Below are 13840 nucleotides of genomic sequence, written 5' to 3' on the forward strand. Positions count from 1 at the left end.
CATGCTGACGATCTCGCAGGAACTCGTGGACAAGATCGTTGCCCACGCGCGGGCCGACCACCCGGACGAGGCGTGCGGCGTGATCGCGGGACGGGACGGAGTGCCCGAGCGGTTCGTCCCGATGGAGAACGCCGAGCGCTCGCCCACCTTCTACCGCTTCGACTCGATGGAGCAGCTGCGCGTCTGGCGCGAGATGGACGACCGCGACGAGGTGCCCGTCGTGATCTACCACTCCCACACGGCGACCGAGGCCTACCCCTCGCGCACCGACGTGACCTATGCCTCCGAGCCGGACGCCCACTACGTTCTGGTCTCGACGAGGGACGAGGACGAGACGGAGTTCCGCTCGTACCGGATCCTCGATGGGGCGATAACAGAGGAAGAGGTAAGGTTCGTACCATGATGGTCCGGCCGGTGCAGAGCTACCTCTTCGCGCATACCCCGGCTGTCGTCGTCTACGACTGTCGCTGATCAGGAATCCGTGTTCAGCCGTCGGCGTTGCTGCCGATGGGACGACGACCTGACCCGAGGAGACTGACCGCGATGGCCATCGAGGTTCGCATTCCGACCATCCTTCGTACGTACACCGCCGGCGCCAAAGCCGTCGACGCCGAGGGCGCCACCCTCGACGAGCTGATCAGCAACCTTGAGTCCCTGCACCCCGGGATCAAGGACCGCCTGGTCGACCAGGGCAACCTGCGCCGCTTCGTCAACGTCTACCTCAACGACGAGGACGTGCGCTTCCTCGGCGGCCTCGGCACGCCGGTGTCCGACGGCGACACGGTGACCGTGCTGCCCGCCGTCGCCGGCGGGTGACATGCGCTTCGAATCATTGATCGACTCGGTCGGGCGCACGCCGCTCGTCGGCCTTCCCCGGCTCTCGCCGTCGGCGGAGGTACGCCTCTGGGCCAAGCTCGAAGACCGCAACCCGACCGGGTCGATCAAGGATCGGCCCGCGCTCTGGATGGTCGAGCAGGCCGAGAAGGACGGGCTGCTCACACCCGGCTGCACGATCCTGGAGCCCACCAGCGGCAACACCGGCATCTCCCTGGCGATGTCGGCCAAGCTCAAGGGCTACAAGCTCATCTGCGTCATGCCGGAGAACACCTCCGAGGAGCGCCGCCAGCTGCTGCGCATGTGGGGGGCGGAGATCATCTCGTCCGCCGCGGCGGGCGGCTCCAACGAGGCCGTGCGGGTGGCCAAGGAGCTCGCGGCGGAGCATCCGGACTGGGTGATGCTCTACCAGTACGGCAATCCGGCCAACTGGCGCTCCCACTACGAGTCGACCGGCCCTGAGATCCTTGAGGACCTGCCCACCGTGACCCACTTCGTTGCCGGGCTCGGCACGACGGGGACGCTCATGGGCGTGGGGCGCTTCCTGCGCGAGCGCGTGCCCGGCGTGCGGATCGTGGCCGCCGAGCCGCGTTACGGCGAGCTGGTCTACGGGCTGCGGAACGTGGACGAGGGGTTCATCCCGGAGCTCTACGACGAGTCCGTGCTCACCACGCGGTTCTCGGTGGGCTCGGCCGACGCGCTGCGCCGTACCCGGGAGCTGCTCGCCGCTGAGGGGATCTTCGCCGGGGTGTCCACCGGGGCGGCGCTGCACGCCGCTCTGGGCGTGGCCGCCAAGGCGGTGAAGGCGGGGGAGAGCGCCGACGTCGTCTTCGTGGTCGCCGACGGAGGCTGGAAGTACCTGTCCACGGGCGCCTACGAAGGCACCCTGGACGAGGCCGAGCACCGCCTCGAAGGCCAGCTCTGGGCCTGACAGTTGACCGCATGACAGTGGCCGCCCCCACAGGGAGGCGGCCACTTGTGTTCGTGCTAGTTGAACAGGACCCGTAGCGAGAAGGTGGCCTCGGTGGCGGTCTGCTTGCCGCTCATACCGACCGCCTTCAGGACCTGGGCGTTGGCCTTGTCGTCGCCCTCCATGCTCGACAGGTAATACTTTTCGACCTTGTCGAGGTCCACGAACAGGGCGAAGGTGGCCTCGTCGCCGTCCGGGACCGCGGTCTTGAAGGTCTCGCTCTCGCCCAGCGTGCCGTCCCCGGCCAGTGCCTTGGCGTACTCGTCGGTGGTCGCCACGGTGAACGTGCCGTCACCCGCGACCTTGGCGAGCTGGGGAGCGGGCTGGCCGCTGGACGTCATGGCCTTCTGGATCTTGTCGTACACGGCCTGCGCCTTGGCCGGGTCCGTCGTGATGCGGACGCCGCCCTTGATCTTGTCGCTGTCCAGGCCCTCGGAGTCGACCGCGAGGGTCAGGTTCTTGCCGAGGATCGTGGCCAGGTCGTCGGGCAGCTGCAGGCCGTAGGTCTGCTTGGCCTGGTCGATGAACTGCTTGAACTGGGCCCCCGCGGGCGACGCCGCGACGGACTGCTCGATCTCGGCCCACTTCTTGGTGATGATCTGGTCGAGGCCCGAGTAGGACAGCGCGCCCGCGGTGGTGGCGGGGAGCGCCGACAGCTTGGTGGGCTCCAGATCGCCGTCGACCATGCCCTCGGCGCCCCGAACCACGCCGGCCAGCTCGGCGTAGGAGCTGTCGAAGCGGAGCGCTCCGGCGAACCTGGCGTTCTTGACCTGCTCGAGCGCCTTGGCCTGCTCGCTCGACTTGTCGGTCAGGGCCAGCTCGCCGACCTTGCCGAGGTGCGCCCAGTACGACAGCACGCCCTGCTCGCCGAGCGCGTTGAAGTCGTCGTTGAAGTCGGCGTTGTCGGCGAGGCTGGTGGTCTCGGCGGCGTACTTGTCGGCCAGCGACTGGCTGGAGGTCACCAGCGCGTAGTCGTCGCGGAAGGCCACGCCGAACTTCTCCTTGCCCATCAGCTTGGTGATGCCCGCCTTGGCCTGCGCCTCGTCCTTGACCTGGACGGCCACGGCGTAGTCGGGCTCCTTGCCGCCCGACGGGACGATGGCCAGGCCGATCCGGCTGCCCAGCCAGGGGTCGACGTCCTTGGCGAAGTCGACCTTGGACAAACCGCCGTCCTGCGCCAGGTCGAAGAGCGCCTGGCGCGGGTCGTCACCCTTGAAGGTGTCCTTGGTGACGGTGAACTTCCTGGCGATCTGGAACAGCGCCACCTTCTGGTTGGCCGCCGGGTCCAGGTCGAGCCGTACATAGGCGATCGAGCTGGCGGGCAGCACCTCGTGCGGCTGCGTGCCGCCGCCGCCGATCGCGCCGACCGCCCAGACCGCGCCGCCGCCCAGCAGAACCACGGCCAGCGCCGAGGCGATGGCGATGATCCAGCCCTTGCGGCTCTTCTTGGCGGGCTCGGCGGGGCCGAAGCCCTCGGGGCCCTGCTGCTGCCAACCGGCCTGGGCGTACTGGTCCTGCTGTCCGTAGGACGCCTGCTGCCCGTACGCCTGCTGCCCGTGCTGCGGGGCGTACTGGGGGGCCTGCTGTCCGTACGAAGGCGGCTGCTGCCCATATTGGGGCTGTTGCTGACCATATGGCTGCTGGCCGTATGAGGGCTGTTGCCCGTACTGGGGGGCCTGCTGGCCATAGGACGCCTGCTGCCCGTACGCCTGCTGTCCGTGCTGCGGGTCGTACTGGGGCTGCTGGTAGGACTGCTGCGGAGGATACGGCTGGCCCTGTGATGACAATGGCGTTGTCGGTGGGTTCTCGGGCTGCTGCTCCTGGTTCCAGCGGTACGCCGTCGTCCGATTCGGATCCTGGCCACTCGGGGGATTATTAGCAGACATCACTCAACTCACAATGTGGACTCATGACCACAAGGACGGTAGCTGATGTTGCTAGACGGACGCTTGCAATGTACTTAGACCCGTGAGAGTTCCTTTCTGGAAGTGCTGATGTGCACCTCTCCGCCGCTGTGATCGGTGACACTCGACCACGGGACGAAAGTGGATCCCACATAGAGCACCCGCGCCAGCGCCCGGGAGAACCAGCCCCAGCGGCCGTGCAGGTCGCGGGTCAGGCAGAGCAGCGGCCGGCGGTGGGCCGAGACCACCAGGCCGTAGACGCTGGCGCTCTGCTGCAGCTCGCCCCTGTGCTTGATCACGCGGATGTCGACGACGTGGCCGACCCACACCCCGTTGGGGTCCCAGACCGACTGTCCGATGAGCTCGGTAACGCTTCCCATGATCGAACTGTCTCAGCGAGAGGGCGTTTTCGCAGGTAGGCACGCTGATGGTCCGATGCTCTGGGTCTGCAATACACTGTGTGGCTACTAGAATATAGTTCCGGATTGATTCGAGGGCGGGACCGATGACCAAGTTCGACGAGGCCACGCAGGCGATCCGGGTCGATGAGACCACCTACGACGTCTGCCTCGACCCCGGCTATGTGATCGGTGGCCCGCTCAACGGCGGCTACCTGCTGGCGGTGATCCTTCGCGCGGTCGTGGACGCGTCGCCGTTCGAGCACCCGGTGAGCACGTCCGCCCAGTTCCTCAAGGCGCCCGTGCCCGGCCCCGCCCGGGTGCGGATCGAGCAGCTCAAGGCGGGCAGGACGGCCGCCTTCACCCGGGCGACGCTCATCCAGGACGGGGTGGCGCAGATCGAGAGCCTGATCACCACGGCCACGCTGCACGACGTCGAGCCCACGTACGCCGATAAATCCATCCATGTCATGCCACGGCCGGAAGAATGCGCCAAGCTGCCCGAGCCCAAGCCCGAGTCCAACATGACGCTCAACGCCCGGATGGAGCTGCTCTTCGACCCGCCCACGATCGGCTGGCTGACCGGCGAGCCCAGCGGCCGGCCCGAGTCCAGGGCGTACTTCAGGATGGCAGAGCCCCAGGATCCCGACCCCTACGTGCTCGCGCTGGCCGTGGACGCGCTGCCGCCCGTGGTGTTCTCGGCCGGGGCGCGGGGCTGGGCGCCGACCGTGGACCTCACCTGGCACCTGCGGGCGCTGCCCGCCCCCGGTTGGCTCACGCTGATCGGCAGCGGCCGGCTCATCTCGGACGGCTGGTTCGACGAGGAGGTCGAGGCGTGGGACTCCGAGGGCAGGCTGGTCGCCCAGTGCCGCCAGCTCGCGCGGGTGGGCCGCGGCTGACGCGCGGACTGTGGGCAGCTGGTGGGCCGTGGGTGACGCGCGGACTGTTGGCCGTGGGGTGAGACGCGGACTGTGAGCATTCTTACGCAGTGAGAATGTCGCAGGTCGCCTACCCTCTAAAGGTGCCGGACGCGAGCATCGGGATCTTCGACAGCGGGGTGGGCGGGCTGACGGTCGCCAGGGCGATCATCGACCAGCTGCCCCATGAATCCATCACCTATGTGGCCGACACGGCCCGCCAGCCCTACGGGCCGAAACGCCTGGCCGAGGTCCGCGCCTACGCGCTGGAGGTGATGGACCACCTCGTCGAGAACGACGTCAAGATGCTCGTGATCGCGTGCAACAGCGCCAGTGCCGCCGTGCTGCGCGACGCGCGCGAGCGTTATGACGTGCCGGTCGTCGAGGTGATCCAGCCCGCCACCCGGCGCGCGGTGCGCGCCACCCGCACCGGCAGGGTCGGTGTGATCGCCACCAGGGCGACCATCGAGTCCATGGCCTATCACGACGCCTTCACCGCGGCTCCCGACGTACAGCTCACCGGCGTGGCCGCCCCACGCCTGGTGGAGTACGTCGAACGCGGAGAGACGGCGAGCGAGGAGCTCATCGAGGTCGTGCGCGACTACCTGGCCCCCATCAGGGCGGCCGGGTGCGACACGCTGATCCTCGGCTGCACCCATTACCCGCTGCTCACCGGCGCGATCTCCTATGTCGCCGGTGACGGGGTGACGCTCGTCTCCAGTGCCGACGAGACGGCCAAGGACGTCTACCGCATCCTGCACGACCGTGACATGGCGGCAGGGAGCGAGGCCACCCCCCGGCACCGCTTCCGCGCCACAGGCGACTCCTTGCTCTTCGCCCGGCTCGGGCGACGCTTCCTCGGCCCGGAGATCGATGCGGTCGAAGTCACACCAGTGGGGGGTACTACCTCTAACGGGAGGCCCACATGAAGGTGACCATCATCGGCTGTTCGGGGAGCTTTCCCGGCCCCGACAGCCCCTCGTCCTGCTATCTCGTCGAGGCCGAGGGGTTCAGGCTGCTCCTCGACTTCGGCAACGGGTCCCTGGGCGTGCTTCAACGCCATATCGGGCTCTACGACGTGGACGCCATCTGCCTGAGCCACCTGCACGCCGACCACTGCCTCGACATGTGCGCCTATCACGTGGCCCGGACCTACGGACCGGCCGCGCCGTACGCCAAGGTGCCCGTCCACGCGCCCGCCGACGCGCCGCGCCGCCTGGCCGCCGCCTACGGCATGCCGGAGGAGCCGGGACTGGAGACGGCCTTCGACTTCGTACCGCTCGCACCGGGCCCGTTCGAGGTCGGGCCGTTCACGGTGGTCGCCGGTCAGGTCAACCACCCGGTCGAGGCGTACGGCTTCCGCGTCACGCACGGCGGCCGGAGCCTGGCCTACTCGGGCGACACCGGCGAGTCCGCCGAAGTGGTGCGGCTGTCCGCGGGCGCCGACCTGATGCTGTGCGAGTCGTCGTTCCTCGACCAGCCGGAGCTGCCCACCGACCTGCACCTGTCGGGCCGCCAGGCCGCCGAGCACGCCGCCAAGGCCGGGGTGGGCCGGCTGGTGCTCACCCACCTCGTCCCCTGGAACGACCAGCAGCGGATCCTGGACGACGCCTGCCGGGGTGGCTACGGCGGCCCGATCGACCTGGCCCGCAGCGGGGCCGTCTACGACCTGGCCTGAGCACTGCCTCGCTACGACTTGGCCCGAACCTGTGAGAAGTCCCGCAGACGCGGCAGCGGCGAGAACATCAGCGGCAGGAACGACAGCAGCCGCGCTCCCATGAACACCCAGAGGGCCTCTCGCACCCCGATGTGCTGAGCCACGATGCCGCCGAGTAACGCGCCCAGCGGCATCGTGCCCCAGACGATGAACCGGACCGTCGCGTTGACCCGCCCCAGCATGCGCTCCGGCGTGACGGTCTGCCGGTAGGTGAGCTGGCCGACGTTGTAGATGATCGCGCCCCACGAGAGCGCGATCGAGGCGATGACGAACAAGGAGACCCGCCAGTCGGCCTGCGTCATGGGCAGCAGCAGGCCGAAGGGCGAGGTGACGGCTATGGCCAGCCAGGTCATCCTGGCGGTGCCGTACCTGCCGAATAAGCGGCTCCCGGTGAGACCGCCGAGCAGCCCGCCGACCGCGCCCGACATGAGCAGCACGCCGATCAGGCCGGGCGGCAGCCGGACCACGTCGGCCAGGAACAGCACGGACAGGCTGACCACGGCGCTCAGACTCAGGTTCGTCGCCGCGGTCGTGGCGACGATCATCCGCAACAGCCGGTCGCGCCAGACGAACCTGAGCCCCTCGGCGATGCCCTGGCGCATCGGCGGGCGTTCCTCGGCGACCGGCGCCTGGTCGGGCGTCTTGATGGCGCTCAGGAAGACCAGTGAGCCCAGTGCGGCCAGCGCCGTGGCCAGCATCGTGCGCGAGGCGCCGATCAGCTGCACGAGCGCGCCGCCCAGGCTGGGACCGGCGAGCGAGCCGCCCGACCGGACGAACTCGAGCTTGGAGTTGCCGTCGCTCAGACGGTCTCTGCTCACCAGCTCCGGCAGGTAGGTCTGGTCGGCGACGTCGTTGAAGACCTGGGCGGTGCCGGCCAGCAGCGCCACCACGTACAGCATGCCGACCGACAGCAGACCGAGCGCGTCGCTGACCGGGATGCTCGCCAGCAGCAGGCACCTGACCAGGTCGGAGGTCACCATCACGCGGCGCCTGCGCAATCGGTCGACCCAGACCCCCGCGGGCAGGCCGATCGCGAGGAACGCCGCCGTCTGCAGCGCCGAGAGCACGCCGACCTCCAGCGGTCCGGCGTGCAGAGCCAGCACGGCGACCAAAGGGAGCGCCACACGGGAAATGTTGGCGCCGAGTTCGTTGGCCACGTGCGAACTGAGGAACCGGAGAAAGTCAGGGTTTCGCAACACCCCCGTTGTCATTGCGTAAGGATCCATGTGTCGGACACATTCGGTCAAGAGCGTTGCGGCGCGGAGATAGGGTGATCTGCATGTCGCGACAGGATGGCCGAAACCCCGACCAGCTCCGCCCCATCACCATTACCAGGCAATGGATTACCCATGCCGAAGGCTCGGTGCTGGTGGAGTTCGGCGGCACCCGGGTCCTGTGCGCCGCATCGGTCCAGGACAGCGTGCCGCGCTGGCGGCGGGGGAGCGGTCAGGGCTGGGTCACGGCCGAGTACGCGATGCTGCCGCGCGCCACCAACACCCGCAACGACCGCGAGTCGGTCCGCGGGAAGATCGGCGGGCGCACGCACGAGATCTCCCGGCTGATCGGCCGCTCCCTGCGGGCCTGCGTCGACTACAAGGCTCTGGGCGAAAACTCCGTCCTGCTCGACTGCGACGTCCTGCAGGCCGACGGCGGCACCAGGACCGCCGCGATCACCGGCGCCTACGTGGCGCTGGCCGACGCCGTCGCGTGGATGCGCGAGCGCCGGATGTGCCCCGGCGAGCCGCTGGTCGACTCCGTGGCCGCCGTCTCGGTCGGCGTGGTCGGCTCGGTCCCGATGCTCGACCTCTGCTACACCGAGGACGTTGCCGCCGAGACCGACATGAACGTGGTGATGACCGGCGCCGGCAGCTTCGTCGAGGTGCAGGGCACCGCCGAGGGCGCGCCGTTCGACCGCGCCGCGCTCAACCAGCTCCTCGACCTGGCCGTCACCGGCTGCGAGGAGCTCACCCTGATCCAGCAGGAGGCGCTGGGAGCATGAGGATCGTCCTGGCCACCCGCAACGCGGGCAAGATCGCTGAGCTGCGCCGGATCCTGTCGGGGTTCGACATCGTGGGGCTCGAGGAGTTCCCCTCGATCGGCGAGGTGGCCGAGACCGGCGTCACGTTCGAGGACAACGCCCTGCTCAAGGCGCACGCTGTGGCGCAGGGCTCGGGGCTGCCCGCGGTGGCCGACGACTCGGGCCTCTGCGTCGACGTGCTCAACGGCATGCCCGGGGTGTTCTCGGCCCGCTGGTCGGGGCGCCACGGCGACGACAAGGCCAACCTCGACCTGCTGCTGGCGCAGATCTCCGACGTCCCCGCCGACAAGCTGAGCGCCCACTTCGCGTGCGCGGCCGCGCTGGCACTGCCGTCGGGGGAGTGGCGCGTGGTCGAGGGCACGCTGGCGGGCCACCTGGTCACGACTCCCCGCGGCACCAACGGGTTCGGCTACGACCCGATCCTGGTGCCCGAGGGCGAGACCCGCACCGCGGCCGAGCTCTCCGCCGACGAGAAGGACGCCATCAGCCACCGGGGCCGCGCCTTCCGCGCCCTCGCCCCGATCGTCCGCGACCTCATCGCGAGCTGACGTGACCGTCGAGAGCTGACGTAACCATCGCGTAAGAACAGTCGGCCGCCAGAGGCGTAGCGTCAGAACTGTGCAGAACAACGATGTGATGCCGGCCTGGGCCGGGGCACTGGCGGGAGTGGTGGCCGGCGCCGTGGCGCTCGGCGTCGCGCAGCTCGTCGCCGGGGTGCTGAAGCCCGCCGCCTTTCCCGTGGTGGCCGTGGGCAACGTGGTCGTGGACAACACGCCCGCGTGGCTCAAAGAGTTCGCCATCAGCAACTTCGGCTCGAACGACAAGACCGTGCTCATCGCGGGTGTGCTGGTGGTCCTCACGCTGGTGGCCGCGGTCATCGGGGTGCTGGCGCGGCGGCGGGTCGCGTACGGGCTGGTGGGGCTCGGGGTGTTCGGCGTCGTGGGCATCGCGGCGGTGGTGACCAGGCCGGGCGCGGGAGCGCTCGACGTGGTGCCGACCGTGGTGGGGGTCGGCGTCGGGGCGTGGGCGCTCACGTGGCTGCTGGCGCGGAGCGTGCGGAGGTCGTACGGGGACACGCCGACGACCTCGGGCTCGTCGGCTACGGGCGCGAGGGCGGCGGCTTGGTCGGCTTCGGGCACGGGGGCGGCTTCGCGGGCTTCGGGGGCTTCGGTTGCCGAGCCTGGTGGCGGCGGATCCTCCATTGAGTCTCCGGGCTCTCCGGGGATTCCCGGTGATGAGGCTGAGCGGCCTGCCGTGATGCGGACCGGGGCGGAGCCGTACGTGTTCGACCGGCGGCGGCTGCTCGGCGGCGTCGCGGGCGGTGTGGTGGTCGCGGGGGCCGCCACGCTGGCTGGGCGGGTGCTCGGGGGTAGGCAGACGGCGGAGACCGCCCGGGTGGCGGTCGCGCTGCCCAGGCCCAGCGTGGCGGCCAAACCGCTGCCCCAAGGAACGGATTTCGGTATCCGCGGCCTCTCCCCATTCGTCACGAAAAATCAGGACTTCTATAGGGTCGATACCGCGCTCATCGTGCCGCATGTCGATCCCCGGCAGTGGAGTCTGCGCATCCACGGGATGGTGGACCGGCCGGTCGAGATCACGTACGCCGACCTGCTGAAGCGTCCCCTCACCGAGTCGTACGTCACGCTGACCTGCGTGTCCAACGAGGTCGGCGGCGAGTACATCGGCAACGCCCGCTGGCTCGGCGTCCGGATGGCCGACGTGCTGCGCGAGGCGGGCCTCCAGTCCGGCGCCGACATGCTGCTGTCCACCTCCGACGACGGCTTCACCGCCGGAACCCCGGTCGACGTGGTGATGGACGGTCGCGACGCGCTGTTCGCCATCGCGATGAACGGCGAGGCCCTGCCCGTCGAGCACGGCTTCCCGGTACGCCAGGTGGTGCCCGGCCTCTACGGGTACGTCTCGGCGACCAAGTGGGTGGTGGACCTCAAGGTGACCCGGTTCGACCAGGACGAGGCGTACTGGACGCCGCGCGGCTGGTCCGCCAAGGGACCCATCAAGACGGAGTCCCGCATCGACCTGCCCAAGCCGGGCGCGTCGGTGACGGCGGGCCGTACCACGATCGCGGGGGTGGCCTGGGCGCAGCACACCGGGATCGACGCGGTGGAGGTGCGCGTCGACCGGGGCGAGTGGCGGCAGGCGAAGCTGGCCCAGGTGCCGGGCCCCGACACGTGGCGTCAGTGGTCGCTCGACTGGGACCTGACCTCCGGCAAGCACACGATCGAGGTCCGGGCCACGGACGCGGCGGGCCGTACCCAGACCGAACAGCAGGCGCCGCCGGCGCCGGACGGCGCGAGCGGCTGGCACGCCATCCAGGTCAACGTCACCTGAGCGCGGCCCTTCTCCCTGTTTGCGCAGGTACGGCGGGTAGCCGGGACCGCCAAAACTTGCTGACTTCCCCTCCTCGGGATGGCTCGTCGCCCTACGATCGGTCGTCGAGCCATGACAGGAGGCAGGACGTGTTCCGCGACCGCAAGTCCAGCGTGCGGTGGGTCCTTCCCGAGGGGCATTACGACCCTGTGGTGGGTGACGGGGTCAGGTGGCGCGACTATGAGCGCGCCGCCGACTCGGACCTACTCGCCTCCCCCCTCTCGACCCCGGCCCCGCCCTCTTCCACCCACCTATCGCCTAACTCGCCGTCGTCGGGCCGCCCACCGTCTGGCCCGCCGTCTTCGGGCGGCCTATCGCCTTCCTCAGGTCGGCTATCGCCCAGCTCGCCGCCTTCCGGCAGCCCATCGACGTATTCGGGCCGTCCGTCGCCGAGCTCGATGGCTTCGGGCGGTCCAGCGCCCGCCTCGCCCTCTCCCGCCCACTCATCGCCCGACTCACCACCCGAATGGCCAGGGACTCCGTGGGGCGCCTCACTGACCGCACTATCGGGTCCGTCGACGGGACGGTCGGCGGCGCAATGGCCGACCCCGATGGAACGGTCCACAGCGCGGTGGCCGGCCCCGCCGGAACGGTCGGCCGTGGTTGGGGAGTCGACCGTCGCTGGGAAGTCGGCGGTGGCTGGCGGATCGGCCGGAGCTGGGGGGTCGGTTGAGCAGCGGGCCACTCCGTCGGCTGGGGAGTCGGTCGCGCCGTGGGCCGACCCGTCTGGTGCTCCGCCTGGCACGTCGTCGAGTGCCCACCCACCCACGCCCTCGGCCGGTTCCGCGTCCGTACGGTCGGCAGCCTCGCGGGGCGCCTCATCGGTCGGGCGGCACGGCGCGCCTGCCTCCCGGCACTCGGCGTCGAGCGGTGTGCCGGGTGGCATGGCGCAAGCGGGGGAATCAGCGGTGGCCCACGGGCCCGCGCCCGCGAGTGGCTCGGTGGCCGAGAGCGGCCGGGTGCCCGGGAGCGGCCTGGTGTCCGACGGCGGCGCGGTGTCCACGAGCGGCTCGGTCCCCTGGGGCGGAACGGCGTCTCGGAGCGGCGCGGTCTCTGAGAGCGGCTCGCTGCCCGGTGGTGGCGCGGTGTCTCGGAGCGGATCGGTGCCCGAGAGCGGCCGGGGGTCCTCTGCGTCTGAGGGCGGCGCGGTCTCTGGGAACGGCCTGGTCTCCGGACGTGGCTCGGTCTCCAGGAGCGGCGCGGTGGCCGGGAGCGGCGCGGTGGCCGAGGCGGTGTCTCGGGGTGGGTCGGTGCCCGGGAGTGACTTGGACTCCGGGAGTGGGTCGGACTCGGCAGGTGGCTCGGCGTTCGTGGAAGGCGCAGGGGTTGCCAGCGGCGGGGTCGGCGGTGGCGGGGTCAGCGGCGGTGCGGGTGGGCCGGGCGCTGGGATGACGGGTGGGGCCGGGATGTTCGGGGGGTCGGCGGCGGCCATTTTGGGGCTCTCGCCGGACAGCGCTTTGCCGGGCTCAGGGGTTGGAGCGGTTGGGTCGCAGGGAGCCGGGGCGGGATCGGCTGGGCGGCAGGCGACCGGGACCAAAGGTCCTGGTTGGCAGGGGATCGGGATCGAGACGGCTGGGCGGCAGGGGACTGAGGCCGAAGGCTCTGGTCGGCAGGGTGCCGGGACCGGAAAACCTGGGTGGCAGGGGATCGGTGCGGGGGCGGCTGGGTGGCAGGCGGTCGCTGAGCGGGATTGGTTCGATCGGTCGCATCGGCCGCCGAGGTTGGTCGGTTACCGGCCCTACGGGGTGCCTGGAGGGCTGGTGAAGCCCGACGCTCAGGTGGAGCACGATCTGGCGCTGGCGATTCCGCTAGGTACGCGGTTTCCCGATCCGCGCGGCACGTGGGTCAGGCTGATCAACGGCGGTGGTCCGGCCGATGACCCGTTTCGGGCGTCCAACGCCGCCGACTGCGCGCTGGCCGTACTGTCCACCTGGCACGGCGAGCCTGCTGCGGCGGCGCCGAGGGTGCCGGAGTACGACCGGATCGGCCGGCCGCAGCTCACCGGTGAGGCCGGGGGTACGGGGCGGATCGAGCGGTGGGTGGGGCAGCGATTCCAGTATCTGGGGCAAGGGCGGCACGCCTACCCGATGGTGGCGCGGCGGCTGTTGGAGGCGGGCCACGGGGCGGCGGCCGTGATCGTGGTGCGCTGGCCCGGCGGCGGGTCTCATGCGTGGAACGCCGTCAACTCGGGCGGCGAGGTGATCTGGATCGATGCCCAGCGGGGTCACATGGCCGTTGAGCCGCCCTATACAACCGTGACCGGGGTGTTCTGTGTGATCGTTGACAGGCAGGGGCAACCGGGATGAATCTCGAGCAGGCCAGGGCGCTGGCGGAGGAGTACTTCAACGGGGCGCGGCGGGTGGACGATTCCGTCTCGGTGGGGATTTATGGGTTCAATGAGGGCTATGTCGCTTGGGTGCGAGAGCCTGATCTCGACGACCCGGCCACCCTGCCCAGTACGGTCGGCGGGGGCTGCATCGTGATCGACAAAGTGTCCGGTGAGGTGGTCACCCGGCCGCTCCTCGATCCGGAAACGGTTGCCGAGCTCTGGCCCGGCCGTACCCCTCGCTGATCGGCCGTACCCGGACGAGCGGGGGCCGGGGTGCGGGACGGCGAGGGATGCGGCTCGCCGCCCCGCATGGTTTCCTATCCGGAAATTGTCGTCTTTATCGTG

At 70.1% G+C, this 13840-nt stretch carries 14 protein-coding genes; 11 read left to right on the forward strand and 3 right to left on the reverse strand.

What is annotated here, in order from left to right; translation table 11 throughout:
* Position 1 precedes the first annotated feature (1 nt).
* The 3 genes from LDL49_RS08640 (at position 2) to LDL49_RS08650 (ending at position 1765) form a co-directional block, all read left to right on the forward strand.
* Positions 2–403, forward strand: coding sequence for a M67 family metallopeptidase (locus LDL49_RS08640; RefSeq protein ID WP_225290415.1), 402 nt, complete (start codon positions 2–4; stop codon positions 401–403).
* 140 nt (positions 404–543) lie between these two features.
* A complete protein-coding gene (locus tag LDL49_RS08645) occupies positions 544–816 on the forward strand; it encodes a MoaD/ThiS family protein (RefSeq protein WP_225290416.1) in 273 nt (90 codons plus the stop codon).
* Position 817: 1 nt separating this feature from the next.
* Positions 818–1765, forward strand: coding sequence for a PLP-dependent cysteine synthase family protein (locus LDL49_RS08650; protein ID WP_225290417.1), 948 nt, complete (start codon positions 818–820; stop codon positions 1763–1765).
* A 56-nt stretch (positions 1766–1821) separates the two neighbouring features.
* Here the strand turns inward: LDL49_RS08650 and LDL49_RS08655 are convergent, their stop codons facing one another.
* On the reverse strand, positions 1822–3591 hold the full coding sequence (locus LDL49_RS08655) for a DUF3352 domain-containing protein (RefSeq protein WP_225290418.1): 1770 nt from the start codon (positions 3589–3591) through the stop codon (positions 1822–1824).
* 173 nt (positions 3592–3764) lie between these two features.
* The gene (locus LDL49_RS08660) at positions 3765–4088 is read right to left on the reverse strand and encodes a hypothetical protein (RefSeq protein ID WP_225290419.1); all 324 of its coding nucleotides are present in this window, start codon (positions 4086–4088) and stop codon (positions 3765–3767) included.
* 125 nt (positions 4089–4213) lie between these two features.
* Between LDL49_RS08660 and LDL49_RS08665 the strand changes: the two genes are divergently transcribed.
* From LDL49_RS08665 to LDL49_RS08675, 3 genes are all read left to right on the forward strand, one after another.
* The gene (locus LDL49_RS08665; protein ID WP_225290420.1) at positions 4214–5005 is read left to right on the forward strand and encodes a thioesterase family protein; all 792 of its coding nucleotides are present in this window, start codon (positions 4214–4216) and stop codon (positions 5003–5005) included.
* Positions 5006–5127: 122 nt separating this feature from the next.
* Complete coding sequence (murI, locus tag LDL49_RS08670; protein WP_225290421.1) at positions 5128–5952, forward strand: glutamate racemase; 825 nt, start codon at positions 5128–5130, stop codon at positions 5950–5952.
* On the forward strand, positions 5949–6701 hold the full coding sequence (locus LDL49_RS08675; RefSeq protein WP_225290422.1) for an MBL fold metallo-hydrolase: 753 nt from the start codon (positions 5949–5951) through the stop codon (positions 6699–6701). Before murI ends, LDL49_RS08675 begins: the two co-directional genes overlap by 4 nt.
* 11 nt (positions 6702–6712) lie before the next feature.
* Here LDL49_RS08675 and LDL49_RS08680 read toward each other — a convergent pair whose 3' ends face one another.
* Positions 6713–7966, reverse strand: coding sequence for an MFS transporter (locus LDL49_RS08680; protein ID WP_308016094.1), 1254 nt, complete (start codon positions 7964–7966; stop codon positions 6713–6715).
* Positions 7967–8019: 53 nt separating this feature from the next.
* On the opposite strand from LDL49_RS08680, the gene rph reads away from it, so the two are divergent.
* The 5 genes from rph to LDL49_RS08705 all read left to right on the forward strand — a co-directional run bounded on the left by rph (position 8020) and on the right by LDL49_RS08705 (position 13738).
* Positions 8020–8739, forward strand: a complete 720-nt coding sequence (gene rph / locus LDL49_RS08685) for a ribonuclease PH (RefSeq protein WP_225290424.1) — start codon at positions 8020–8022, stop codon at positions 8737–8739.
* Positions 8736–9326 (forward strand): RdgB/HAM1 family non-canonical purine NTP pyrophosphatase, encoded by a 591-nt coding sequence (gene rdgB, locus LDL49_RS08690; protein WP_225290425.1) that lies wholly within the window; start codon positions 8736–8738, stop codon positions 9324–9326. Before rph ends, rdgB begins: the two co-directional genes overlap by 4 nt.
* A gap of 70 nt (positions 9327–9396) precedes the next feature.
* Entirely contained in the window at positions 9397–11127 is a 1731-nt protein-coding gene (locus tag LDL49_RS08695; RefSeq protein WP_308016095.1) for a molybdopterin-dependent oxidoreductase, read from the forward strand.
* A gap of 1799 nt (positions 11128–12926) precedes the next feature.
* Positions 12927–13472 carry a toxin glutamine deamidase domain-containing protein gene (locus tag LDL49_RS58265; protein ID WP_225290426.1) on the forward strand — a complete coding sequence of 182 codons (546 nt, stop codon included), beginning with the start codon at positions 12927–12929 and terminating at the stop codon, positions 13470–13472.
* Positions 13469–13738: an SUKH-4 family immunity protein gene (locus tag LDL49_RS08705; protein WP_225290427.1), complete on the forward strand. Its 270-nt coding sequence runs from the start codon at positions 13469–13471 to the stop codon at positions 13736–13738. Before LDL49_RS58265 ends, LDL49_RS08705 begins: the two co-directional genes overlap by 4 nt.
* The last annotated feature ends 102 nt before the right edge of the window (positions 13739–13840 follow it).

This window comes from Nonomuraea aurantiaca (assembly GCF_020215705.1).
GTDB lineage: Bacteria > Actinomycetota > Actinomycetes > Streptosporangiales > Streptosporangiaceae > Nonomuraea > Nonomuraea aurantiaca.

What these genes read in the sequence shown, in the direction of transcription:
- rph (WP_225290424.1), top strand. Translation starts at nt 8,020, where the DNA reads ATGTCGCGACAGGATGGCCGAAACCCCGACCAGCTCCGCCCCATCACC.
- LDL49_RS08680 (WP_308016094.1), bottom strand. Translation starts at nt 7,966, where the DNA reads ATGGATCCTTACGCAATGACAACGGGGGTGTTGCGAAACCCTGACTTT.
- LDL49_RS08705 (WP_225290427.1), top strand. Translation starts at nt 13,469, where the DNA reads ATGAATCTCGAGCAGGCCAGGGCGCTGGCGGAGGAGTACTTCAACGGG.
- LDL49_RS08665 (WP_225290420.1), top strand. Translation starts at nt 4,214, where the DNA reads ATGACCAAGTTCGACGAGGCCACGCAGGCGATCCGGGTCGATGAGACC.
- LDL49_RS08645 (WP_225290416.1), top strand. Translation starts at nt 544, where the DNA reads ATGGCCATCGAGGTTCGCATTCCGACCATCCTTCGTACGTACACCGCC.
- LDL49_RS08640 (WP_225290415.1), top strand. Translation starts at nt 2, where the DNA reads ATGCTGACGATCTCGCAGGAACTCGTGGACAAGATCGTTGCCCACGCG.
- LDL49_RS08650 (WP_225290417.1), top strand. Translation starts at nt 818, where the DNA reads ATGCGCTTCGAATCATTGATCGACTCGGTCGGGCGCACGCCGCTCGTC.
- LDL49_RS08660 (WP_225290419.1), bottom strand. Translation starts at nt 4,088, where the DNA reads ATGGGAAGCGTTACCGAGCTCATCGGACAGTCGGTCTGGGACCCCAAC.
- LDL49_RS08675 (WP_225290422.1), top strand. Translation starts at nt 5,949, where the DNA reads ATGAAGGTGACCATCATCGGCTGTTCGGGGAGCTTTCCCGGCCCCGAC.
- rdgB (WP_225290425.1), top strand. Translation starts at nt 8,736, where the DNA reads ATGAGGATCGTCCTGGCCACCCGCAACGCGGGCAAGATCGCTGAGCTG.